The sequence below is a fragment of the Synechococcus sp. H55.10 genome, assembly GCF_047502715.1.
In the GTDB taxonomy this organism is placed as follows: domain Bacteria; phylum Cyanobacteriota; class Cyanobacteriia; order Thermostichales; family Thermostichaceae; genus Thermostichus.
The window spans coordinates 1-21,583 of the sequence record NZ_JANSJJ010000009.1; the positions used below are offsets into that span (position 1 = coordinate 1).

The 21,583-nt window shown below is 59.9% G+C and carries 23 protein-coding genes and 1 riboswitch; of the genes, 16 read left to right on the top strand and 7 right to left on the bottom strand.

Annotation, left to right across the window (positions count from 1 at the left end):
- The first annotated feature begins 361 nt into the window (after window positions 1–361).
- On the top strand, window positions 362–598 hold the full coding sequence (locus NW858_RS00750) for a type II toxin-antitoxin system Phd/YefM family antitoxin (protein WP_414336207.1): 237 nt from the start codon (window positions 362–364) through the stop codon (window positions 596–598).
- Entirely contained in the window at window positions 595–978 is a 384-nt protein-coding gene (locus NW858_RS00755) for a type II toxin-antitoxin system VapC family toxin (protein WP_414336209.1), read from the top strand. The genes NW858_RS00750 and NW858_RS00755 overlap by 4 nt, the downstream gene beginning before the upstream one ends.
- A gap of 75 nt (window positions 979–1,053) precedes the next feature.
- On the opposite strand, the gene NW858_RS00760 is transcribed toward NW858_RS00755, so the two are convergent.
- From NW858_RS00760 to hisIE, 3 genes are all read right to left on the bottom strand, one after another.
- Window positions 1,054–2,649: a cation:proton antiporter gene (locus NW858_RS00760; RefSeq protein WP_414519343.1), complete on the bottom strand. Its 1,596-nt coding sequence runs from the start codon at window positions 2,647–2,649 to the stop codon at window positions 1,054–1,056.
- Between the two features lie 148 nt (window positions 2,650–2,797).
- Window positions 2,798–2,891, bottom strand: a riboswitch (Fluoride riboswitch).
- Between the two features lie 42 nt (window positions 2,892–2,933).
- Window positions 2,934–3,620 (bottom strand): DUF1997 domain-containing protein, encoded by a 687-nt coding sequence (locus tag NW858_RS00765; RefSeq protein ID WP_414519345.1) that lies wholly within the window; start codon window positions 3,618–3,620, stop codon window positions 2,934–2,936.
- Window positions 3,580–4,275 carry a bifunctional phosphoribosyl-AMP cyclohydrolase/phosphoribosyl-ATP diphosphatase HisIE gene (gene hisIE, locus NW858_RS00770; RefSeq protein ID WP_414519347.1) on the bottom strand — a complete coding sequence of 232 codons (696 nt, stop codon included), beginning with the start codon at window positions 4,273–4,275 and terminating at the stop codon, window positions 3,580–3,582. The genes NW858_RS00765 and hisIE overlap by 41 nt, the downstream gene beginning before the upstream one ends.
- Window positions 4,276–4,469: 194 nt before the next feature.
- On the opposite strand from hisIE, the gene NW858_RS00775 reads away from it, so the two are divergent.
- From NW858_RS00775 to NW858_RS00820, 10 genes are all read left to right on the top strand, one after another.
- Entirely contained in the window at window positions 4,470–5,261 is a 792-nt protein-coding gene (locus NW858_RS00775; RefSeq protein WP_414334510.1) for a phosphonate ABC transporter ATP-binding protein, read from the top strand.
- 67 nt (window positions 5,262–5,328) lie between these two features.
- Window positions 5,329–6,225, top strand: a complete 897-nt coding sequence (phnD, locus tag NW858_RS00780; RefSeq protein ID WP_414414439.1) for a phosphonate ABC transporter substrate-binding protein — start codon at window positions 5,329–5,331, stop codon at window positions 6,223–6,225.
- The gene (phnE, locus tag NW858_RS00785) at window positions 6,194–7,012 is read left to right on the top strand and encodes a phosphonate ABC transporter, permease protein PhnE (RefSeq protein ID WP_414519350.1); all 819 of its coding nucleotides are present in this window, start codon (window positions 6,194–6,196) and stop codon (window positions 7,010–7,012) included. The genes phnD and phnE overlap by 32 nt, the downstream gene beginning before the upstream one ends.
- Window positions 7,013–7,021: 9 nt before the next feature.
- Window positions 7,022–7,441: a phosphonate C-P lyase system protein PhnG gene (gene phnG / locus NW858_RS00790; protein WP_414334505.1), complete on the top strand. Its 420-nt coding sequence runs from the start codon at window positions 7,022–7,024 to the stop codon at window positions 7,439–7,441.
- Entirely contained in the window at window positions 7,438–7,980 is a 543-nt protein-coding gene (gene phnH / locus NW858_RS00795) for a phosphonate C-P lyase system protein PhnH (RefSeq protein ID WP_414519352.1), read from the top strand. Before phnG ends, phnH begins: the two co-directional genes overlap by 4 nt.
- A complete protein-coding gene (locus tag NW858_RS00800; protein WP_414519354.1) occupies window positions 7,980–8,996 on the top strand; it encodes a carbon-phosphorus lyase complex subunit PhnI in 1,017 nt (338 codons plus the stop codon). Before phnH ends, NW858_RS00800 begins: the two co-directional genes overlap by 1 nt.
- Window positions 8,986–9,852: an alpha-D-ribose 1-methylphosphonate 5-phosphate C-P-lyase PhnJ gene (locus NW858_RS00805; protein ID WP_414334500.1), complete on the top strand. Its 867-nt coding sequence runs from the start codon at window positions 8,986–8,988 to the stop codon at window positions 9,850–9,852. The genes NW858_RS00800 and NW858_RS00805 overlap by 11 nt, the downstream gene beginning before the upstream one ends.
- Complete coding sequence (locus NW858_RS00810; RefSeq protein ID WP_414519356.1) at window positions 9,845–10,612, top strand: ATP-binding cassette domain-containing protein; 768 nt, start codon at window positions 9,845–9,847, stop codon at window positions 10,610–10,612. The genes NW858_RS00805 and NW858_RS00810 overlap by 8 nt, the downstream gene beginning before the upstream one ends.
- A 4-nt stretch (window positions 10,613–10,616) precedes the next feature.
- Entirely contained in the window at window positions 10,617–11,312 is a 696-nt protein-coding gene (locus NW858_RS00815) for an ATP-binding cassette domain-containing protein (RefSeq protein WP_414519358.1), read from the top strand.
- Window positions 11,293–12,468, top strand: a complete 1,176-nt coding sequence (locus tag NW858_RS00820; RefSeq protein ID WP_414519360.1) for an alpha-D-ribose 1-methylphosphonate 5-triphosphate diphosphatase — start codon at window positions 11,293–11,295, stop codon at window positions 12,466–12,468. The genes NW858_RS00815 and NW858_RS00820 overlap by 20 nt, the downstream gene beginning before the upstream one ends.
- Window positions 12,469–12,470: 2 nt before the next feature.
- Here NW858_RS00820 and NW858_RS00825 read toward each other — a convergent pair whose 3' ends face one another.
- Window positions 12,471–14,621 (bottom strand): polysaccharide deacetylase family protein, encoded by a 2,151-nt coding sequence (locus NW858_RS00825; RefSeq protein WP_414519368.1) that lies wholly within the window; start codon window positions 14,619–14,621, stop codon window positions 12,471–12,473.
- Between the two features lie 441 nt (window positions 14,622–15,062).
- Entirely contained in the window at window positions 15,063–15,548 is a 486-nt protein-coding gene (locus tag NW858_RS00830) for a phycobilisome linker polypeptide (RefSeq protein ID WP_414334493.1), read from the bottom strand.
- A gap of 202 nt (window positions 15,549–15,750) precedes the next feature.
- Here NW858_RS00830 and NW858_RS00835 point away from each other — a divergent pair, with 202 nt between their 5' ends.
- The 4 genes from NW858_RS00835 (at window position 15,751) to rsmD (ending at window position 19,020) form a co-directional block, all read left to right on the top strand.
- The gene (locus NW858_RS00835; RefSeq protein ID WP_414334492.1) at window positions 15,751–16,299 is read left to right on the top strand and encodes a DUF4079 domain-containing protein; all 549 of its coding nucleotides are present in this window, start codon (window positions 15,751–15,753) and stop codon (window positions 16,297–16,299) included.
- Between the two features lie 445 nt (window positions 16,300–16,744).
- Complete coding sequence (locus NW858_RS00840; protein ID WP_414519362.1) at window positions 16,745–17,509, top strand: HEAT repeat domain-containing protein; 765 nt, start codon at window positions 16,745–16,747, stop codon at window positions 17,507–17,509.
- A 62-nt stretch (window positions 17,510–17,571) separates the two neighbouring features.
- Complete coding sequence (locus NW858_RS00845; RefSeq protein WP_414519364.1) at window positions 17,572–18,459, top strand: Sll0314/Alr1548 family TPR repeat-containing protein; 888 nt, start codon at window positions 17,572–17,574, stop codon at window positions 18,457–18,459.
- A 9-nt stretch (window positions 18,460–18,468) separates the two neighbouring features.
- On the top strand, window positions 18,469–19,020 hold the full coding sequence (gene rsmD / locus NW858_RS00850) for a 16S rRNA (guanine(966)-N(2))-methyltransferase RsmD (RefSeq protein WP_414334488.1): 552 nt from the start codon (window positions 18,469–18,471) through the stop codon (window positions 19,018–19,020).
- Here rsmD and NW858_RS00855 read toward each other — a convergent pair.
- Both NW858_RS00855 and glgA read right to left on the bottom strand, forming a co-directional pair.
- Complete coding sequence (locus NW858_RS00855) at window positions 19,017–19,634, bottom strand: hypothetical protein (protein WP_414334486.1); 618 nt, start codon at window positions 19,632–19,634, stop codon at window positions 19,017–19,019. The two genes, rsmD and NW858_RS00855, sit on opposite strands and share 4 nt — an antisense overlap.
- Window positions 19,635–19,678: 44 nt before the next feature.
- On the bottom strand, window positions 19,679–21,229 hold the full coding sequence (glgA, locus tag NW858_RS00860) for a glycogen synthase GlgA (protein WP_414519365.1): 1,551 nt from the start codon (window positions 21,227–21,229) through the stop codon (window positions 19,679–19,681).
- Between the last annotated feature and the right edge of the window lie 354 nt (window positions 21,230–21,583).

Here is a 21,583-nt window from a genome sequence, read left to right on the forward strand (position 1 = left end):
AAAAAAGCTCCGGAGATGCTGCGGGCCCCCTCGTAGGTGGCGTCGGCGCAGAGGCTGACGATCCCCAGCAAAACAATAAAGCGCCACGCAGAAGGGAAATCGGACATAAGCAGCTCCTCGGCGTTGAGTCAGATCTAGGCTATTGCTGTTGATGCGGAACATGGTGTAGTACCTGGTACTCTAAGGTAGGCGGCTGAGGAGCGAGGTTTTGACTTCGATGGGGAGGCTTGCATCTTTGCTGAAGGACAAATCAAGCCAGTTAGTCAAGGATTTTTACCCAGATGGCTTCAGGTGATCGAGTTTTGAGAGATTGCTTGCCCATTGAGTATCTTGAGTATAGTGAGTTAGATGAGCTAAGTCGATGTCAATTGTAACTGTTGATGAAATTCAACGTGATCCCCTAAAGTACCTTCATCAAGTGGAGACGGGTAAAACTCTTGTCATTGTTAAGTCGGGCAAGCCTATCGCTGAGCTCAGACCTATCTCCAGTAGTCAGCGGTTACGCCCGTTTGGTCTGTGTGCGGGTGAATTTGTCGTTCCAGATGATTTCGACGCTCCTTTGCCAGAAGATGTTCTCAACGCATTTGAGAGCCAATGAGAATTCTTCTAGATACACATATCTTTTTATGGTTTATCAGCGGTAGCAATCGACTTTCAGAGCATCTTCGAGACGCAATTCGCGATGCAAACAATCAGGTTTACCTGAGCGTAATCTCAATCTGGGAAGCCACTGTTAAACACCAGTTGGGCAAGCTACCTTTGCCGGAGCATCCTGCAACTTACTTACCCAAACAAAGAAACCTACATCAAATTGCCAGTCTTGACCTTGATGAGGATAGTGTAGCTCAACTAGCTAAGCTTCCGCTACTACACCGGGATCCGTTCGACAGAATCCTTATCTGCCAAGCTCTACAAAATGGATTGACCATTGCAACAGTAGATGCAGCCATTCGCGCCTACCCGGTCGATACTATGTAGTATTGCAGCTATTCCAATGAGATTGCGAATCAATGAACCTAAATAGAGAACTCAGCCAGAGAAAAAGGAGGATCCTCAGCTTTTTTCGCCTTCGAGAATGGGGATCCCTCTCTTTCCAAAATCCTCTTCCTCTACCAAAATCACCGGAATGGAGCTGGTCTCCAACACTGCTTGGGAAGTGGATCCCACCAACACTTGCTCCCAGGGGCGGTGGCCCCGCTTGCCCATGACTATGTCGGTAACCTGCCGCTCCTGGGCCACATCCACGATGGTCTCCGCCAGGGGGCCAGAAGCCGGGCAAAATTCGTGGCGAATATCCGCCAAAAGACGCTGGGCAAGCTGCCGCAACGCTTCCACCCCCTTCCCCTGGGGCTCATCGGTAACATGGAGCACAATCACTTCCCCATCCACCCGCCGCGCCAGATCCGCTGCCTTGCGCAGCACCGCCTCAGCCAAGGGAGAGGTATCCACAGCGGCCAAGAAGCTCACCTTACCCTGGCTGCCCACCTTGGTGGGATCCACTTCTCCCTTTTCCAATAGGCGAGGGGCAAAAACCTGGGTTAGCCAAGCTCCCAGGGGAGCTGTGGTCAAAATCGACAGGGCCGCTAGGGCGAGGATTGTCTCCCCGCCGGGGATCCCCTGGGCTAAGGGGATGCCGCCGATGGCCGCCTGCACCGTGGCTTTGGCCATGTTGCCCGGCAGCAAGAAGAGCCGCTCCCGCCAGTTCCAGTTGCTCCCCAGGGTGGAAAGCCACCAGCCCAAGCCTCGGCCCAACAGCAGGCTCAGGGTCAAAAGCAGCAAACCGGGCAAGAGCAGGGATCCCAGTACCTGCAGATCCAAAGAGGCCCCCAGCAGGACAAACAGCACAATCTCCGCCACCGTCCAGAGGGCGTCGAACCCAAGCCGCAGCCGCCGCGCCAGCGGCCCATCCAGTTGGACGAGGAAAAACCCTAGGGCCATCACCGCCAGGTAGCCGGAAAAATAGGGCCACACCTGCGACGCCAGCACCAAGCCCAGCGCCAGGCAGGCCGCCAGCAGCACCTCTTGCGTGCTGTTGCGAGTCCAGTTCTGCTGTACCAAGAGGGCCACCAAAACCCGCGCCCCCAGGTAGCCCACCGCCACCCCCAGCAGGATCTCCATCCCCACCTGGAACGGCAGCCACTGCAGGCGAAGGCTCTGGGCAGATCCCTGCCCCAAAAAGCTCAGCAACAGGCTAAAGCCCAGCAACAGCAGCACATCGGAAAGGGCGCTGCCGGTCAAAATGGCGTCCGGGATCCCTTTGGTCACCCCCCAGCCCAGGCTCTTGAGGCGCAGCATCCCTGGCACAATCACCGCCGGCGACTCCGCCCCGAGCACGCAGCCCAAAAGCAGCCCCGTCCCCCAGTCCAGCCCCAGGATCCAGCGGCTCAAGAGCGCCACTGCCCCCGCCTCACAGGCTGCCGGCAAAAACCCCAGCCGCAGGGCCACGGATCCCTGCTGGGCCAGCTTTTCCCAATCCAGCCCCAGGCCCGCCCTCATGAGGATGATCGTGACGGCCACTAGGCGCAGATCCCCGGCTGCCGCCAACAGCTCTGGGGACAAGACCTCTTGCAACAGGATCCCGGCCAGAATCATCCCCACTAGCGGCGGCATCCCCAGCCGGCCCCCAATCTGGCCGACAAAAAAGCCCATCCCTAAGATCCACAGCCAACTGCCCAGCATCAACAAAACCTCTCTCTTTGCCGTCCGGATGGTGAAGGGCAGCCCAGAGGGAAGTAGAGCCTTGGGGGCTGTGGGGTGGTAACCCAAGATCAAAGACTCCCACCCCCTGGATCTGCCCAGAAGAGTAGGAGTCATCAGCCTCAGCCTTGGATTTAGAGAATTCTTAGAACCTGCCTGAGGCGGTTACGGTGAACCCCATCACCGGTTGCCGGAGCAAGCTGACCGACAACTCACTCACGTTGACCCATAGGGTATCACGCCTTGTCTTCCACCACAACCAAGCGATAGGAGTGATGGGGACGGCCAATGGAGCAATAGAAATCGCTGCAGACATTGTGGGTAAAGCGATCGCTGAGGCCGCGGGTAACCTGCTGCACCACCTGGCTGCCCACTCTCTGAACCAACTTGCGCGGCAGAACTTGCAAAAACTTGGGCAAATGCAGCCGGATATCGAGATGAAGATCCCAGTGGACGCGGGTAGCGGCAGGGGATCCCGGTAGCTCCTCCAGCCGGAAACTGGCCTGGCAATCTACCCGATAGGGCAGGGCGGCCTCCCCCGGCAGCTCAGTCGAAGTCAGCCGAAACAGGTAATCTTCCTCCGGCCAGATCTTCACCCCAAAGCAGGGCTCCAGCTCAAACCCCAGCCCACCCATGCGGAAAAACTGCAGCTTGTAGGTGTCGGCAGAGAGGGGCTCCACCTGCAATGGCCGGAAGCAGCGCTGGATCCACTGGCCATGGCCGCGCAGGTAACGGGCCAAAGTCTCCCGATCGGTCTCCAGATCCACTTGGCCCCGTCGCCCAGCCTGCACATCCAAGTGAACCTTGGCTGTCGGTTGATCTAACGGTGGGGGGTGATCCATCTCCTCCAAAGGCGGCTCCCCCTCTTCGGACAAAGCCCCTTCACTGAGGGGAACGACGGGCTTGGAGTTGGCGATAGACATCCCGAATATCCACCTGATAGTGAGCAAGAGCCACGAGGCAGTGGTACCAGAGATCCGCCACCTCGCGGGCCAGGGCGGTCTTGTCCCCCTCTTTTGCCGCCATCACCACTTCAGCCGTCTCCTCGCCGAGTTTTTTCAGGATGGCGTTGTCTCCCTTGGCCAGCAGGCTGCTGGTGTAGGAATCGGGACGGGGATCCGCCTGGCGGGCCTTGATCACGGCAAACACCTGCGACAGGGTATCGGCGGCCGGGATGGGATCCCCTTCCTTCTCTGGGAGGGTGCGGAAGAAGCAGCTCCGCGCTCCTGTGTGGCAGGCCGCATCTCCCACCTGCTCCGCCAAAATGACCAGCGCGTCGCTGTCGCAGTCGTAGCGGATTTGTTTGACCCACTGCACATGGCCAGAAGTTTCCCCCTTGGGCCAGAGCGCCTGGCGGGAGCGGCTCCAGAACCAGGTGCGGCCTGTCTCCAGCGTTTTCTGCAGCGATTCCCGGTTCATCCAGGCCATCATCAGCACCGTTCCGTCCAGGTAGTCCTGCACAATGGCCGGGATCAAACCCTGTTCGTTGTAGCGGAGGCTGTCCAGATGAGCGATCCCCTCCGGCAGAAGAGCGCGGGGCGGATCCGCTGAAGGAATGGAGTCCGAGGCAGCAACCATAGAGGGCAGGAATCCAAAGAGAGCATAAAAAGCAAGATAGCAAAGCCAGCTCTCCCCAGGGTACCTCACTCCTGCCCAGCCCGGCTTTTGTTGCCGCTAGGGGAATTTTAATCTGGGCTTAACCTGGTTTTAGTTGTGACTTAAAGTCAAGCTGCTAAGTTTGATACCGGGCTTTCACGCGCCGAGGGAGAGCAATGCGCATCCGGGTAGAAAACCTCTGGGTCACCTTTAAAAACAAAGTTGCCCTAAGAGGGGTTTGCCTCGACTTGTTTGGCGATGGAGCCCAGGTTGTGGCCCTGATTGGCCCCTCTGGCGCTGGGAAGTCCACCCTCCTTAAGCTCCTGAAGGGAATGGTTAGGCCCAGCGTTGGAAAAGTCTGGGTTGGCTCTTTCCCCCTCCACGAAGGTGGAGGAGAGGGTCTACAGCAGGTGCGCAAGCGCACGGGCATGATCTACCAGACTTTTCAGCTCATTGGCCGCCTGACTGTCTTGGAGAACGTCCTGATTGGGCGCCTGCCCCACCTGAATCTTACCCAGGGCTTGCTGCGGCAGTTCTCGGAGCAAGATCTGGCCCAAGCAGAAAGGCTACTGGAGGAGGTGGGGCTTCTCGAGCACGCCTGGCAGAGGGCCGATGCTCTTTCGGGGGGACAGCAGCAGCGGGTGGGCATTGCTCGCGCCTTGATCCAAGAGCCGGCGCTGATCCTGGCAGATGAACCCATCTCGGCTTTGGATCCCAAAAATGCGCAGGTGATCATGGATTTACTGCTGGGAATGGTTTGTCGGCAAGGCATCCCGCTCCTAGTGACCCTGCATCACCTGGAGATGGTGCGCCATTACGCCAACCGAGTTGTTGCCTTCAAGGATGGGCAGGTTTTCTTTGATGGGCCAGTCTCGGCTCTCACCCCTGAAAAAGAGAAGGATCTCTACTTCGGGGAGGAGGAAGCCTCTCAAACCCTCGGAGGGTTGCCCTCAGCCTTGACGGCTTGAGGACAGGTAAGCTCAAACTCAACTTCAATCAATTTCAATTTCAAGTCAGCTGCAGAGGAGAATACTCATGCGGAGAAGGAAGGTTTTGGCTCTAGCGGCTTTTCTATTGGGCTTTGCCAGTTGGGTGCCGGTGTTGGCGCAGAAGCAGAACTGGCCCGAGGAGCTGGTCATTGCTGAAGTGCCGGTGGAGAGTGCTGCTGATTACGAAGCCCGCTATGCGCCTTTCCTGAACTACCTCAAAGAGAGATTGGGGATCCCGGTGCGTTTGTTCGTGGCTGGTGACTACACGGCTGTGATGCTCTCCCAGGCGGAAGGGAAGACCCACGTTGCTTTTTATGGGCCCGCCTCTTACGTCGATGCGATTGAAAAAGCCAATGCCCCCATCGAAGCCTTTGTGAAGGAAGATTCTGTTCGCTCGGGCACTGTTTACCACTCTCTGATGATTTCCAAGAAGGGCAGTGGCATTACAACTCTAGAAGCTGCCAAGGGCAAAGATTTTGCTTTCGTTGACCCGGAGAGCACTTCTGGTTTCAAGGTGCCCATGGCTTACTTCTGTCTAGAGGCCAAGATCAAGCCCAAGGAGTACTTTAAACAAGTTGCCTTTGCCGGCAACCATGAGTCGGTTATCCTGGGAGTCTCTCAGGGAACCATTCCCGTGGGGGTGACTTGGGATACCGGGATCAGCATTGCCACCAAGAAGGGCCAAATTAAGGGTTTGGAAGATTTTGAGGTGATCTGGAAGTCCGATCCGATCCCTTCCTCTCCCTGGGCCTACCGCAAAGACCTGCCGGAAGACCTCAAAGAAGCCATCCGCACGGCCTACCTAGAGTACGAGAACACACCGGAAGGCAAGCAATGGCTAGAAGCTCGCGGTCTCAAGGGTTTTGAGCCGGCCAGCGACAAAGATTATGATCCCTTCCGCAGGGTTAACAATGCTCTTAAGCAACCTGAGTGCCAACTCTAAGAAACTGCCCCCCTTACCGGCAGAGCTCAAACGGAGAGATCGCCTCGGTGTTCTCCTAGTCGGGATGATCCTTCTGGCTCTCCTGCTGACGGCAGGGCCGGCTGAGATCTCACCAGTCAGGCTGCTGGCTGGGTTGGGGAGGAGTGCTGCCTTTGTCGCTCGCTTCTTTCCGCCCAGCCTGCACTTTCTGCCAGCTTTTCTTTACTCTTTGCTCCAGACCCTGATCATGGCTTTCTGGGGCACTTTTCTGGCCAACTTCCTTGTGCTTCCCTTGGCCTTCCTGGGATCCAAGAATGTCATCCGCTCTCCTGTGGTCTATCTGGCTGTCCGCGGGCTGATGGATATCCTCAGGGGACTCAATGAGCTGGTTTTGGCCCTGGTTTTTGTGGCTGCCATTGGCTTGGGGCCTCTCCCAGGGATCATGGCGTTGACGCTGCACACGGCTGGAGTGGCAGGCAAGTTGCTCTCCGAGGCCATTGAGACGGTGGATATGGGGCAGGTGGAGGCCGTGAGGGCTACGGGCTCCCATCCTCTGCTGGTTCTTGTCTATGGCTTTTGGCCGCAGGTGGCCCCAGCTTTCTACTCGGTGACGCTCTACCTGTTTGAGGTCAATGTGCGCTCGGCAACAGTCTTGGGCTTGGTGGGAGCTGGTGGCATCGGCTTCGATCTGATGCAGACGGTGCGGGCCTTCCGCTTTCAGGACGCCGCCACCATCATTTTGCTCATCCTGCTAACCGTGTTTACAATCGACAAGGTCTCGGCGCGAATTCGCCAATCCCTGGTATAGGAGGTGAGGGTGCAGGCTCTTGAAATCCTGGAGCTGCTGCAGGAGGCTCCCGAAAAGACAGTTGTGGCTCTGGCGCGGGAGGTACGGCCCGCTCTGGGAGCTAGCCAGAAGCTGAAGGAAGGAGCGGGCCTGCTGTTGCTCCCCTTCCAGGACTCGCGCAGCGGTACGCCGTTTTATCTGGGAGAAGTCTTGGTTTACGAGGTTTGGCTGCGCTTCCCCCGAAAGGGAGTGGAAGGCTATGGAATAGTGCTGGGGGAACGGCCGCGCCTGGCCCGCTCCCTGGCTTACCTGGATGCCGCGTTGCAGGCGGGGATTGCTGAAGATCGGATCCAGGCCTTGGCCCTGGAAGCTCAGGAACATCTCCAGGAGAAGGATGAGCGCCTCTGGCGCAAGGTGGCCACCACGCGCTTGGAGGTGGAGACGCTATGAGCGTGCCCATGCCCGCAGCCGAACGGCAAAGCCAACAGGTCTTCCGAACCTTGGTGATGGCGCTGAGCTACCCTGGCCGGCTTTGGCGCTTGCCAGCTCACTCGCTGCGCCAAGCCTTCCGCCTCATTGCGATTACCCTGGTGGATGGGAATGTGGGGGTTTGGGCGCCAGACTGGCTGCTCTTAGATCTGCGCGGTCAGGCTCCCCGGCCTGTGGCCTTGGAGGCGGCGGACTTCGTCTTTGCCGAGCGGCTGGCGGATTTGCCTGCCGGCTGGGAAACCCTCTCGGTTCTTAAGAGGGGCACCTACCTGGAGCCGGAGAGCGGGGCAACTCTCATCCTGGGAACTGGCTGGGGCCAGGGATCCCCTCTTGTCTTCAAGGGCCCCGGCATTGCTGGGGAGGTGTGCTTGGCTGTGGATTTGCCCCCTGCTTTTTGGCGGCTGCGCTCCCAGATCTCGGCCTACCCTTTGGGAGTGGACATCTTGCTTACCGACGGGCAGCATGTAGTAGGCATACCGCGAAGTGTGGAGGTGGGTTGATGGGCTACGTGGTGGCGCGGGGCAGTCAGGAGGCCATTCTCAATGCCGAAGCCCTTTTTCGCGAATTGTTGCCGAGAGGGGCAGGTCAGTCGAGTAAGGGCCTGGCCAGCTACTTGCCCTATCTTTTGGATCAGGTGATGGCGGAAGCTGGCCTCTGGGCTCCACAGCTGGCTGCTGAGGCCTTGGCCCAGACCGGGGGCGATCTCTACGAAGCGCTGCTGCTTTTGCGAGCTCATCGAACTACCCTTCCTCGCCTGGGCAAAGCGCAGCTTCAGAAAAAAGAAGATTTGCTCCTGGTGCGACGGCTTTCTTCAGCCTTCAAGAGCATTCCCGGCGGCCAAGTCCTCGGCCCCACCCTCGACTACAGCCTGCGTCTGCTGGGTTTTTCCGGAACCCAAGGGGTGGAGCCAGAGGCCACGGCTGCTCCCCAGCGCTACCCTTCGGTGCGAACCTGGCTAAAAGAGCAAGGCCTGCTGGAAGAAGATCCAGTGGCAGAGAAAGACTTAGAGGAAGAGATCCCGGATCTAACGCGGCAGCCGCTGCTGTTTCCGGCGCCAAGAGCCCATCGCCTGCAAGCTTTGGCGCGAGGGGACACCGGGGGACTCCTGGCCCTCGCCTACAGCGCCATGCGGGCCTACAACGTCCACACCCACCCAACAGTGGCGGAGTTGGGGGTGGGCTATCTCGAGGTGCGGGCTATCCACCCGGTGCGGGGAGGCAGCTTTCGCCTGGGGCGGATCCGCTTGGCCTTTGCAGAAGTCGTCGGGCATGGGGAGAAGGGATACCGCTTAGGCTTTGCTGCCAGCTTGGGCTGGAACGAGGGGCGGGTTATCGCGGGCGCAATGTTGGATTTGGAGATGGATCGCCCCACCCATCCGGCCCGCAGCGAGGAGTTTGTTCTGGTACACACGGATCCCGTGGAGGCTTCGGGCTTTGCCCTGCACTACAAACTGCCTCACTATGTAACGTTCTTCAGCAATTGGATGAGCCATCAGGAGGCTGCTCTTGAACCCTAAGCACAGCTACGCCTACTTGGATCCTGAAGCCAAGCGAGAAATTCGGCGCAAGGTTCTCAAGGCTTTGGCCATACCGGCATATCAAGTTCCCTTTGCCAGCCGAGAGATGCCCCTAGCCCGCGGCTGGGGCACAGGCGGCCTACAGCTTACCTTGAGCCTTGTGGGGCCGGAAGATGTGGTGAAGGTCATCGACCAAGGAGCGGATGACTCGGTTAATGCTGCCAACTTGCGCCGCTTCATTGCCCACGTCAGCGGAGCTCGAACCACCACCGATGCTTTGGAAGCAACCCTCATCCAAAGCCGTCACCGCATCCCGGAGGAGCGACTGCAAGAAGGACAAATCTTGATCCTGCAAGTCCCGATCCCTGAACCCCTGCGCTACGTGGAGCCTTCCGATGCCAAGGCGCGGGAGCTGCATGCCCTGGGGGACTACAGCCTGCTTTGGGTGGACCTGTTTGAAGAACACTTGCACTACGGCCACAGCCGCAAGGGAGCAGCCTATCCCGTTCTGGTGCACGGCCGCTATGTGATGGATCCCAGTCCCCTGCCCCGCTGGGATCTGCCCAAGCTGCACCAAGCAGCCCACATCACGCTCTTTGGCGCCGGTCGGGAAAAGCGGATCTACGCTGTCCCCCCTTACACGCAGGTAGAACCTCTGGCCTTTGTGGATCGACCCTTCCAGCCGGAACCCATTGTGGGATCCTGCCGCCGCACGGGTTGCCGCCACGTCTTTCTCAACGCCATTCCCCAGGAGGATGGCAGCTTGGCCTACGAGATCTCCGACCAGGGCTATATGGAAAAACTCCTAGCTGGCAAAGAAAGTGGGCCTTTATTTGGGGAGAAGCAGCATGGTTGAAGAAAGGCCTTTGCTGGAACTGGTCAAGGTTTGGAAAGCCTACGGGGATCGCTGGGCCCTCAAGAACGTCAGCCTCAAGCTCTATCCCCAGGAGGTGCTGGGGGTGGTGGGGGCTTCTGGCAGCGGCAAGAGCACCCTTTTGAGAATTCTCTACCTCCAGGAGATGGCGCAAGGGGAATACTGGCTCAACATCCCCGGCTGGGAGGGGTGTAATCTGCTGTCGCTTTCTCCCTACGAGCGACCTGCGGCGCGGCGCCACTTGGCCATGGTTTATCAAGAAGCTGCCCAGGCCCTGCGCATGGGCTTTGCCGCCCTAACCAATGTTGCTGAGCCCCTTGTGCTCAAGGGGGAACGACGATTTGAAGTTTTGCAAAAGGAAGCGCAGGCAGCTTTGGAGAGGGCAGACTTCCCCCTGGCGCGGGCAGGGGATCCGCCTACTTTCCTTTCGGGAGGGGAGCGGCAGCGGGTGCAGATTGCCAAAGCCTTGGCTCAAGAGCCAACGGCCATCCTCTTGGACGAGCCAACGACTGGCTTAGATTTGCTGGTGCAGGCAACCTTCTTGGACACCCTACGCCGCCTCAAGCGGCAGTTGGGGATGAGTCTGATTTTGGTTAGCCACGATCTCTCAGTGGTACGGGCATTGGCGGATCGCATTGTGGTTTTGCACCAGGGAGAGGTGGTAGAAGAAGGCCTCGCCGACCAGGTGCTGGAGGATCCCTGCCACCCCTTTACTCAGGATTTGGTTGCCGCAAGGCTGTAGAGAGATGCTGCAAGTTATCGATTTAGAAAAGCGGTTTTTCCTGCACCGGCTGGGACGGGAAGTTCTGGCTTTCAGACAGGTGCGCTTCTCCCTACAAGCAGGGGAGTTGCTGCTCCTAGAGGGCCCCAATGGCGCCGGCAAGTCCTCCCTGTTGCGGACGCTCTATCGCAGCTACTGTCCCACAGGGGGGCAGATCCTTCTGCAGACTCCTCGCGGAAGGGTGGATCTGGCGCGTTTGGGGGATCGCGAGATCTTGTGGATCCGGCGGGAGTACATCGGCTATGTCAGCCAGTTTCTGGATCCCCGACCCCGCACCACCGCCCTGGAGCTGGTGGCGGAGCCGCTGCTGTGGCGAGGTGTAGAAGAAAGCCGAGCACGGCAGCGGGCGGCAGAGCTGCTCCTAGAGCTGGGCCTAAAGCCCGAGTTACTGGAGGCTTTCCCCACGGGTTTCTCTGGGGGCGAAAAACAAAAGCTCAACCTGGCCCGCTCGCTCATTCATCCCTATCCCTTGCTGCTGTTGGATGAGCCCACGGCCAGCTTGGATGCAGGGGCCAGGAAAGCTCTGCGGGAGCGCCTTCGCCTTCTGAAGCAGCAGGGAACTGCGCTTGTTGGCGTTTTCCACTCGCCAGAAGACGTGGCGGGCTTGGTGGACAAAACCTACCACCTGGAGGAGAAGCAAGATGTGGCTGTCCGGACTTAAGCTGGTTCTCCCTGACCAAGTGCTCCCGCTGGGATCCCTGCGGCTGGAGGGGGAGTCGATTGCCGAGATTCGAGAAGGGCAGGTGGACGAAGGAATCCCTTTACAGGGGTTAACCCTCGTCCCTGGCGTCATCGATCTCCACGCCGACAGCCTAGAGCCGGAGCTGGAGCCGCGGCCAGGGGTACAGTTGGCTGCCGAGATGGCCCTGGAGGTTTGGGAAAACCGAGCTCTGGCAGCAGGCATGACCACTGCTTTTGTCACCCTGTCCTTTTGGGAGGGCCTGCCCGGTTGGCGCAGCCCGGAGACCGCTTTGGCCCTGGCCGAGCAATTGGTTGCCCTGCGTTCCCATTTGTCGCTGGACTTGCGGATCCATGCCCGCTACGAAGTCTCTCGCCCCTTGGGAGCAGCAGCCGTTCGCCACGCCCTCAGCCAAGGTTGGGTGGATCTCCTTTCGTTTATGGATCACACGCCTGGCCAAGGCCAGTTCCCGACCCTAGAAGACTACGTTCGCTATATGGCCCGTCACCTGGGCCAGCAGCCTGAGGAGGTTGCCGCCAGCCTCAGGAACCCATCCCAGCTAGAAGTTCTCCCTGCCCTTGCCGAGCTGGCCCAGCAGGCAAAAGAGCGGGGAGTCACGCTGGCTTCCCATGACGACGATTCCTCTGACAAGGTTCAGTTGATGGCCAAGCTGGGCGTAAAGATTAGCGAGTTCCCGGTCACGCTGGAGGCCGCTGGCGAAGCCCAACAGTTGGGCTTGCTGGTGGTCATGGGTGCCCCCAACGCCCTCAGGGGATCCTCCCATGTGGGCAATCTCTCCGCCCTGCAAGCCCTGAAGGCGGGATCCCTAGGTGCTCTGGCCACCGACTACTCGCCGGCTACTGCGCTAAGAGCTGCCTTTGCCCTGGCGGAGAAGCAGGCTTTGGAGTTGCCCCAGGCCATAGCCTTGGTCAGCCGCAACCCCGCCCAGGCCGTTGGCCTCCAGGATCGGGGGGCTCTTTGTCCAGGGCTGAGGGCCGACCTGGTGATCTTGCGGGAGAAGCCCTTCCGGGTTATGGGCGTGTTTGTTGCCGGCAGACCTGTCTTTCTCCGCAATGGCCTAGGTTGGCAGGGAGGGCTGGATCCCCAAGGAGTTGGGTTCAGAGTCGAGGCCCCCTAACTCTACTCTAGAGCCGCTCTCGGCAGCAGCTTCCGGGTCGGCTTGTGCTCCAGAGGCCAAGTTGGCCGCTCCAGACGGGTATCCACCAACACAGAGGCCGGGGCGAGATTAACCCGCTCCAGCAGCCGTTGCAGCAGTTGAGCATCGATGCTGGATGGGGTTGCCGTTCCCGCCACCAGGGGAGTGGGGATCGCTTGCGGGGATCCTGTCTCGCCCAGCCCAGGTTCGGCCAACAGCAACTCTGCCACTGCCTGGGCCACCTCATTGCCATATACCCCATCAGGGCCAGAGGGGAGCAGATCCAGCCGTCCCTGCTGAGCGGCCAGGCGGCTTAAGCCCAGTTGCACCGCCACCACGGCCGGGCCCTGCTCCCCCCGCTTGAGGGTGCGCTGGCCGGCCAGAACGCTGTTCAGGTAGGCTTTGGCTGCATCTTGGTCGCTAGCCGGCAGAAGCTGCACCAGCCCTTCCACCCGATCGGTTGTGGAAGCGGCCCTTTCCTGCGGGCGGGGATCCTCCCTCCACAGACGGGTCAGGTCGTAGAGCAAAATGGCGTGGGGGACAGGGCGGCTGGGCTGGTTGGGGCCGGCATGGCCGGTGGCGAGGATCTCCCCTTGGTAGACCAGTGAGGTGCTGAAGCCAGAGTCCAGCAGCACCGCCTCACGGATCCCGATTTTGGGCAATAGGCTGGCCAGGATGGCGGCGTTGACGTGGGTTTTGGTAACCCCGATCACCACCTGATCCTGGTTGTCTACGCCAAAAAAGGCGCGGGGGCGAAACTCGGCGGCGCTGGAGAGGCGAAACGAGTCGATCTCCCTCGGAGAGAGGGCGCGGCCATCCTTAACCAGCCACAAGCCCGCCACAAACAAGTCCGTGACATCCGGCATGAGCTGGCGAAGGTTGTCGAACTGGGTCATGGTGTCGGGATCAAAGGGTACAAAGCGCAGCCGATCCCTGCCCAGCAGCACCAGGGGACGACCGCGCACCACCTTGTCGTCTTCGGGGCGACCGGGGATGAAAGTCTTGTGGTTGGCGGCCATCACCGGCCCCACCATGACGTTGCTGGCCGAGTTAATCCAAGGGATGGAGAAGAAGCTGCCGTTAATGCCGGCATCGGCCTGGTAGCGCTGGACTAGGGTTCTTACCTCGTAGCGCCGCTCCGCGTGTACTGTAGCTGCCCGTCCGCCGCGGATGGTTAGCACCCGCACCCCGTCGATCACCTCATCGGTCAGGGTCAAGGGTTGCGTTCCATCCAGCCAGTAGTCGGGGCTGCGGCCAAGGGTGAAGGTGCGGGCGCCGATAATGGCCTCGGTGAGGCGAAACTGGTTAAAGCGGCGCACCTCCAGCAAGCTGGGCGACTGTCCCGTAAAGCCGGGATCCATCGTAAAGGACATCCAGTAACCCGCCTCCGCCAGGTATTGCTTCACCCGCTCGTCCCGATTGCCTTCCGGATAGGCGAAGTAGTGGATGGGGTGGCCCAGCTCCTGCTCCAGCTTGGTCTTGCAGTCCAACACCTCTCGCCGCAGGCGGGCATCGTCCAGCAGCCGCAGGTCGGGGGGATGGTTGACGGTGTGGGCGGCAAAGTCAATCAGCCCGCTGGCATCCATCTCCCGCATCTGATCCCAGGTGAAGTGGTCTTTGCTGGTGGGCACGCCGACAAAGCCGGTCTGCACAAAATAGGTGGCAGGGTAGTTGTACTCCTTCAGCAGCGGGTAGGCGTTCTCGTACAGGCCCAGGTAAGCGTCGTCGAAGGTGAGCAGGATGGCTTTTTCCGGTAAGGGATCCCCGTCCCGCAGGTGTTTGTAGAGTTGGTCGATGTGGATGGGGGTCAGCCCCGCCTGCTTGATGGCCTCAAAGTGCTGCCGCAGCTCCGCCGCTGTGGTGTCAAACCAGACCTCTTTGCGGCCAGCCACCACATCGTGATACATGATGGCGGGCACGTAGGAGAGGCTGGCCAAGGGATCCAACGCAAAAGGATCCCGCTGCAGTTGCGGCTCTTGGGGGAGGGGCGGGCGCTGTTGGGCTGCCTTGGCCTGGGCGCGGGGGGCAGGGATCTCGGCCAGAGGCGGCAAGAGCGCCGGCAGGCGGCTGGCCCAGTTGGGATGAGCGGTTGCCCAGGCCACCAGGGCGCCGGTTCCAAATCCCAGCAGGATCACCAGCAAGTTTAGAAAGGGGAGCACCCTAGGTCGAGACTTTGCCGGCGCATGCCGAGAGGAATCGGAAAGGCTTTGTCGTGGAGTGGGCGAGGAGTACGGCTGGGATCCCCTTGTCGATCTGGAGCCTGAATTGCCTTGGGGTATCGACCCTCCCAAGCGCGTCGGATGCTGCCGAGACGTCATGACCTCCTCCCCACTCCCGATGGTGTTATCGGCGCTCAAGCGCAAGAGTTGAGCCCTTGCTGGAATGCCTTTTCCCACCCAAAGCCTACCCCCAGACAAGGGCAAAACCAACGCCAGACTACCACCCCTCTCTTCCGATTGGGGATACCCATGCAATCGCCGCCGGAAAAACAGCAGGGAGCGCCCGTCAAAGCCGCTTGGGCTGAAGGGGCCTGGATCGGCAGCCTTGGAGACAGACCCCAGAGGGGGAGCTGGGCCCTACTCAAGGTTGCTCAACAGATTGGACTCTGTAATGCTGACGATCTTGCCCCCCCTTTGGGTGATGCGCTTCACTTCTTGAGAAAGGCGGCTGAAGGGCACTTTGTACTCGACAACGCTCTTGCGCACGCCCCCTCCCACCAAACCGGACACTTTGAGGGTGAAAATCTTGTCGCTGTTGGGTAGGGACGAGGCCGCCGAGGGGGCGACCTGAGCGGCTGGGGCCGCTTCCGCCTGAGGTGCAGGAGCCGCGCTCTCCCGCTCCAAAAGCAGCCGCCAACTGCGGGGATAGGCGGGAGCCAAACGATAAACCACCTTGTAGGAGCCGGTTACATGGTCATCTTCTGACTCCACCCTCACCACTGTTCCCGCCGGGATATCCAGCTTAGCTCCCTTGGACATGACTTTAATTCCAGGCCAATTGGTGGGCACATCCGTCAGCAGCTCGACTTCAAAGGATTGATCCCCCAACAACAACTTGGCCATGTGAATAACTCCGTTTTGCTCGTTAGCAGGCGGTAGCCGAGGATCTGTGGCCGACCACGGCTTCACCGCTAGACATTTTACCGTTGCGGCTGCATCCCCTGAAGCTTTCCACCGGCATCTGTCATCGAAGGTGGGTTTGTTGTAGATTTGTTAAGGAGACTGGTTAAAAAGTTGTAGTTGTCCCAAAGGTGGAGGGATCCCTATGCTGAGTGTGGCTCTGCCCGATCTGTCGGCAACTTCGGATGAGTTGACGGCTGCCTTGCAGCCAGTGGCCCAGTTTTTTGCCGGCTTCAACCTGCCCCAGCCCATTGTGCAATGGGGACATCCTCTGATGATGGGCATTGTGGTGGTGGTCATGGGCAGCTTCGTCGGCCTGACCGGTTGGCGGGGGCGGGTCTTGCGCCTGGCAGCCGCCTCCACAACGCCAGAGGGATCCCTGCCGGAATCGGCCCAAAAGCCGCTCTTGGATCACCGCAAATTGGCTCCCTGGATGGCCACCTTCATTGCCTTGGGCTACACCGGCGGCCTTCTCTCCTTGGTCATGCAGGGCCAGCCCCTGCTGAGCAGCCCCCATTTTTGGACGGGATCCCTGGTGTTGCTGTTGTTGGCGGCCAATGGCGCTTTGTCTCTCAGCGGCTTTGGGGGCAACCGCGAGGCCCTGCGCACCACCCATGCCTATGTGGGCAGCTTCATCCTGTGTGTGCTACTGGTCCATGCCCTGCTTGGAGTCAAGCTGGGCTTGTCCTTGTAATCTACAGACCTTTGGGGAACTCAGACATCGTGATGCCTGTAAACCCCAGAGTGCTCCGGCCAAACTATGAGGCATAGTAGCCCGTAGCCTTTGGGCTTGTTCCCCCCCAAGCTCGTCAAGTCCTCACTCCCCTTGTTGCTCAAAAGAGAAGGGAAGGCTGCGGCTTCCCTCGGTCGCGAAGTGGTGCTTAGCACTCACGCAAGTACGGTCAACCCCAAGGACTCCGTCCCGCTGACGCGGTCGGCACCCTTCGCCGGCCTGTCTACAATGAGTGACATCCTGCAACCCCAAGTTCAAGTTAAAGACTGGGTGGTGGGGAGCCGGTGCTTTTGCTATCCTGGCGCATAAGTTCACCTTTATGGCAGGGAAGGGTCGGCAAACTTTGCCTGACACCGAGTGACAGCACCAGCCGCTATGGGCAAGCTTGGAGGGAGGGTGTGACTTGATGTTTACTTGGCTCTGGACGAAACAATTTTCTCGCTTGAACCAAAGGCTACAAAGCTTGGAGGTAGCCCGCGAGGAAAACCTTCTGTCTCCCGATCTGAGTGCCCAAACTCTGCAGGTGGCCCCCGACTTCTGGGAACGGCAGCACCAGGCCTTTAGCTACGTGGATAAGCAGATGCGAAAGCTCAGCCGTCGCAGCAAGATCTGGGGGGGAATGGCGCTGCTGGCTGTTTTGGCCGATGCGGCTTTGGTGGTGGCAGGTCTGGCAGCGTTTCAGTCTTGGCAGCAGGTACAGGCTGACCGCCACTTAACCCGCATTGCCCACCAGGCTGCGGCTGCCGATCCTGTACAGCGAGCTTTTGATGATCTGGTGGCCCAACTGCCTCAGATGAGCGAGACAGAGCGATATCGTGCCCTAGAGGCGCTGCAGGCTCTCTCGGCCATCGCCATGGCAAGCCGAGGCTACTACGGCTACTCTCCTGGCATCTCTGTGTATAGCTCGGCTCCCACGGTTGCAGCAACTCCCCTGGAGGCCCAACTGCAAACCATCTACCAGCTGGGGCAAATGCGGGCGGTTGAGGCGGTGCCGGCTTTGCTGACCAAGCTTGCGGATGGAGAACCGGTGGTGCGGGAGACAGCAGCCCGCGCCCTCGGCCAAATTGGGGATCCGCGCGCTCTGGATCCCTTACACGATCTACTGGCCTACGAGCCCAACGAGTTGGTTCAGGATGCGGCCATTGCTGCGATTGCGCAACTGCTGCGCTGAAGAGCAGGTCAAGCACGCGCCGATTCGCTAGACCGGTCCCAGTGGGTGTTGAGGCACAGAGGATGAGAAGCGACAAGTTCAGCAGAGGAGCCAAGCTGGTGGGGATCCTGTGCTGGGTATGGGGATCCGCCTTGCCGGTTTGGGCCCAGGATCCGTTTCGCAGCGGGGCCAATGCCCGCCCCATCAGCCCGGAAGTGGCTGCGGCGTTTGAGGAGTTCTTCTGCGCGGGCCGCTACAGCCAGAGCCGGGAAAAGCTGGAAGTGGCCAAGAAGTCCTCTCCCGCAGAGCCGATGGTCTATGCCCTGCTGGCGGCGCTGGCCTACCAAGAGGGGGATCTGGATGCTTTTGCCCAGTTGGCCACCCAAACCCGCCAGGTGGCCGCCGAGCTGAAAAAGACGGATCCCTTGCGCGGCAACCTGTATGAGGGGGTGGGCTATGGGTTGGAGGCGGCCAACATCGTGGTGCGGGAGGGGGTGGTGCTCGGCTTGCCCAAGGCATTGCCCACCCTCAACCAATTGTTTGCGTCCATCCGGGCCGCCCAGGCTGTGGACAGCAGCGACCCTGAGTTGAATCTTCTCAACGGCTATATGGATTTGCTGCTGACCTACCGGGAGAAGGCGTTGAATCAGTTTCGCCTGGCGGCGCCTGAGTATTTGTCCTACCGCGGCCAAGCTCTGGCCTATCGGGATATGCAGCGCTTTGACGAGGCCTTGGAGGCGGTGGATCGGGCCATTGCTGCTTCCTGCAACAACCCGGAGCTCTACTACCTCAAGGCGCAAATTTTGGTTGCCAAGGGGCAAGACCGGGAGGCTGTCCCCCTTTTCGATCAAGCTCTGCAGGCTTCTGCCCAGTTGCCTGAAGCTTTGGTGTCGCAAATCCAGATGGAACGGGATCGCGCCGCCCAGCGCAGCGGGTTGACCGGCCAGTTGCCTGCCACACCTACCCCTTGATAGATGCCTATGGGCTTGCGCATCAGCGGCAGACGGGCGCTCCAGACTCCCGCAGGTCTTGGCACTCGACCCACCCCTGGGCGGGTGAGGCAAGCCTTGTTCAACATCTTGCGAGGGCAGGTGGAAGGCTGTCGCTGGCTGGATCTCTGCTGTGGGGCCGGTACGGTGGGGGCAGAAGCCTTGTGTCAGGGGGCTGCTTTTGTGGCCGGGATCGAGATCGCCGCCTCTGCCTGTCGCCTTATCCAGGCCAACTGGACCAAGGTGGCCCAGCCGGGGCAAGCTTTTCAGGTGATCCAGGGAGATGCCCGCAAGCTGCTCAGCCGAGGGCTGGGTTTGGAGCCTTTTGATTACGTCTACTTTGCTCCTCCCTACGCGGCGGGTCTGTACGCCCCCCTGCTGCCGCTGATCCCGCCCTTGCTCAAGCCAGGCGGAACTTTGATCGTCGAGCATCGCAGCGGCCAGGAGCTACCCGACCAGATGGGATCCCTGCTGCGCTTTGACCAGCGGGCCTATGGGCAAACGGCGCTGGCTTTCTATCGCAAGCTGGAAGAGCAGCGCTAGGGGAAGGGAGTGCTGACAAAGCCAATTTCCAGAAGCTGCTGGTAGGCCTGGGTGCCCAGCTCCCGGGTTGGAGTCTGGCTCTTGATGACCTGGATCAACCAGCCCACGGCCTCCTCAGGACGTCCGGCAGCCCGATAGACCACGGCCAAATCGTAGGCAGCCTGATCCCGAGCCTGGGCAGCAACGCGGGCCAGCTCCCGCTGCTCTTCGGAGATGCGGTTTTGGATCCCGGCGAAGGCACGGGAGAGATCTTGGTGGTAGTTGGAGCGCTGGTTGTAGGCGTCGAACACCTGTTGCAGAAGCTGGATGGCCTGGTCGTAGTTTTGCGCTTGGATGGCGGCATCGGCTTCGGCGGCCAATTGTTCAGCTCGCAACACACTGAGGGCATTGCTGGGTTGCTCGAGAGCGCGAAACTGCTGCGGGTTGGGAACGAGCTGCTGTCCGGCGGGCAGCTCTTGAGCCGTGGCCCAGAGACTCGAGCCCGCGCCCAGGACGAGGCCGAGCAACAAGCCGAAAGCCAGCCGCGCCCAAGAACGGCGCAGAAGGTTGAGCCCCTGGGCAGCGGCCTCTTGGCGCCGACTTTGGCCGACAACAGCGGGACGTCGTCCGAACATTGGCAGGTAACCCTCAAAACCTCGTTGACCCGTTCCACTCTACCTCACTCTGCGTGGCTCTGCTGCAGCTCAGGGATCCCCTCAGCCAGGGGTTGCCGAGGAGGTGGCTGCGCAGCCTTGGCGGGAGTGGAACTGGGCAGGGATGGGGCGGGTTGAGCCTGAGAGGAGGTCTTTTCCGACCTCAGCGGCAAGTTCATAATCAGCTCGTACATGCGCAGGTATTCCAGCGCCGAGCGATGCCAACTGAAATCGGTGGCCATGCCCCGCTTTTGCAGCGCCTGCCAGGTGTCTTTGTGCTGAAAGGCCTCCCAAGCCCGCGCCAAGCAGGTGTAGAAGTCCAGGGCTTCGTAGCGATCAAAGCAGTAGCCGGTGCCGGTTCCCTTGCTGGGAATATGATGGCTGACGGTATCCACCAGCCCCCCCGTACGGCGGACGATGGGTACACACCCATAACGCATGGCGATCATCTGGCTGATGCCACAGGGTTCAAAGCGGCTGGGCATCAAAAAGGCATCGGCTCCTCCGTAGATCAACTGGGCCAGTTGCGGCTGGTAACCCTTTTGATAGGCCATTCTGCCCGGGTGCCGCTCGGCCATCTCCCGGATCCGCCCCTCGTAGTAGGCTTCGCCGCTGCCCAGCAAGACAAATTGTGAATCGCTATAGGCCAAAAAGCGATCCAGGGTTTGGATGAGCAAGTCGATCCCTTTCTGTTCCACCAAACGGGCCACCATGCCCAGCAGGAATACGTCAGGGTTGACGGTCAAGCCCAGGCGGGCCTGTAACGCAGCTTTGTTCACCGCCCGACCGCTCAGATCATCAACGCTGAAGTTGGCCTCGAGAGCGGGATCGGTGCGGGGATCGAACTGCTCGGTGTCGATCCCATTCAGGATCCCCCGCAGGCGCTCCCCTTTCCAGGCCAGCAGATCCTGTAGGCCCTCTCCATGCAGAGGGGTGCGGATCTCCATCGCATAGGTGGGCGAAACCGTATTCACCTGGTCGGCATAGAGTATCCCGGCAGCCATGGTGTTGTGGGCGGAAAAATACCAGGGCAGCCAGGTCATGCGTTCCAGTTGCCAACGCCAAGGCCCTTGATAGGCCAGGTTGTGAATGGTGAAGACGGTGCCGATGTCAGGAGCCTGGTGCATCCAGGCCGGGATCATGCCGGTGTGCCAGTCGTGGCAGTGGATGATGTTGGGTTTCCAAGGGTAGTAGGTCCAGGCAAATTCGGCCACGGCGTTGGCAAAAAAAGTAAAGCGCCAGAACTCGTCCTCGCCGTAGTAAATGCGGTGGGGGGCAAAACAATAGTGGCTGACCAGGTAAAGGGGCACATCGGTGCCGGGCAAAACGCTTTCGTAAATATCGGCCACCTGGCCCATGACCTGTTTGGACCAGATGGGATCCTTGGAGCGGGGATATTGCTCCGGTTCCGGGCCGAACTTGTCCCAGAGAAACCCGTACAGGGGCATGATGATGCGCACATCCTGCCCCAGCTTGCGCAAAACGACGGGCAGGGATCCCACCACATCCGCCATGCCCCCCACCTTTGCCAGGGGTGCTGCCTCCGCCGCTGCAAACAAAATCCTGGCTTGCACCACAATGCCCTCCCTATCGCGATGACCTTTGTCTTGCTGAGGCGGACGGCTCCCGGCCCAGTTCCCTCGGCCAAAACCCTCCCCATCCTAAAACACAAGGGATCCCTATGCCGGCCAAGCCGGGGCAGAGCCTTATCCTGAGAAGGTGTTGCAATTTATTAATTTTTCGTAAGATAGAAGGACAGTGCCGCTCAGAAATACTGTGAGCGCTGCTGCATTGCACTTTATTGGTTTCATCGGTTGTCTTTTTTCTGGAGAAGATCGTCCTATGACCATCGCAGTAGGGCGCGTACGCCAGGAGCGAGGATGGTTCGACATCGTCGATGACTGGCTCAAGCGCGACAGATTCGTGTTTAT

Coding starts and splice junctions, on each gene's coding strand:
- NW858_RS00750 (WP_414336207.1), top strand. CDS start 362: ATGTCAATTGTAACTGTTGATGAAATTCAACGTGATCCCCTAAAGTAC.
- NW858_RS00755 (WP_414336209.1), top strand. CDS start 595: ATGAGAATTCTTCTAGATACACATATCTTTTTATGGTTTATCAGCGGT.
- NW858_RS00760 (WP_414519343.1), bottom strand. CDS start 2,649: ATGGGCTTTTTTGTCGGCCAGATTGGGGGCCGGCTGGGGATGCCGCCG.
- NW858_RS00765 (WP_414519345.1), bottom strand. CDS start 3,620: ATGTCTATCGCCAACTCCAAGCCCGTCGTTCCCCTCAGTGAAGGGGCT.
- hisIE (WP_414519347.1), bottom strand. CDS start 4,275: ATGGTTGCTGCCTCGGACTCCATTCCTTCAGCGGATCCGCCCCGCGCT.
- NW858_RS00775 (WP_414334510.1), top strand. CDS start 4,470: ATGCGCATCCGGGTAGAAAACCTCTGGGTCACCTTTAAAAACAAAGTT.
- phnD (WP_414414439.1), top strand. CDS start 5,329: ATGCGGAGAAGGAAGGTTTTGGCTCTAGCGGCTTTTCTATTGGGCTTT.
- phnE (WP_414519350.1), top strand. CDS start 6,194: ATGCTCTTAAGCAACCTGAGTGCCAACTCTAAGAAACTGCCCCCCTTA.
- phnH (WP_414519352.1), top strand. CDS start 7,438: ATGAGCGTGCCCATGCCCGCAGCCGAACGGCAAAGCCAACAGGTCTTC.
- NW858_RS00800 (WP_414519354.1), top strand. CDS start 7,980: ATGGGCTACGTGGTGGCGCGGGGCAGTCAGGAGGCCATTCTCAATGCC.
- NW858_RS00810 (WP_414519356.1), top strand. CDS start 9,845: ATGGTTGAAGAAAGGCCTTTGCTGGAACTGGTCAAGGTTTGGAAAGCC.
- NW858_RS00815 (WP_414519358.1), top strand. CDS start 10,617: ATGCTGCAAGTTATCGATTTAGAAAAGCGGTTTTTCCTGCACCGGCTG.
- NW858_RS00820 (WP_414519360.1), top strand. CDS start 11,293: ATGTGGCTGTCCGGACTTAAGCTGGTTCTCCCTGACCAAGTGCTCCCG.
- NW858_RS00830 (WP_414334493.1), bottom strand. CDS start 15,548: ATGGCCAAGTTGTTGTTGGGGGATCAATCCTTTGAAGTCGAGCTGCTG.
- NW858_RS00835 (WP_414334492.1), top strand. CDS start 15,751: ATGCTGAGTGTGGCTCTGCCCGATCTGTCGGCAACTTCGGATGAGTTG.
- NW858_RS00840 (WP_414519362.1), top strand. CDS start 16,745: ATGTTTACTTGGCTCTGGACGAAACAATTTTCTCGCTTGAACCAAAGG.
- NW858_RS00845 (WP_414519364.1), top strand. CDS start 17,572: ATGAGAAGCGACAAGTTCAGCAGAGGAGCCAAGCTGGTGGGGATCCTG.
- rsmD (WP_414334488.1), top strand. CDS start 18,469: ATGGGCTTGCGCATCAGCGGCAGACGGGCGCTCCAGACTCCCGCAGGT.
- NW858_RS00855 (WP_414334486.1), bottom strand. CDS start 19,634: ATGTTCGGACGACGTCCCGCTGTTGTCGGCCAAAGTCGGCGCCAAGAG.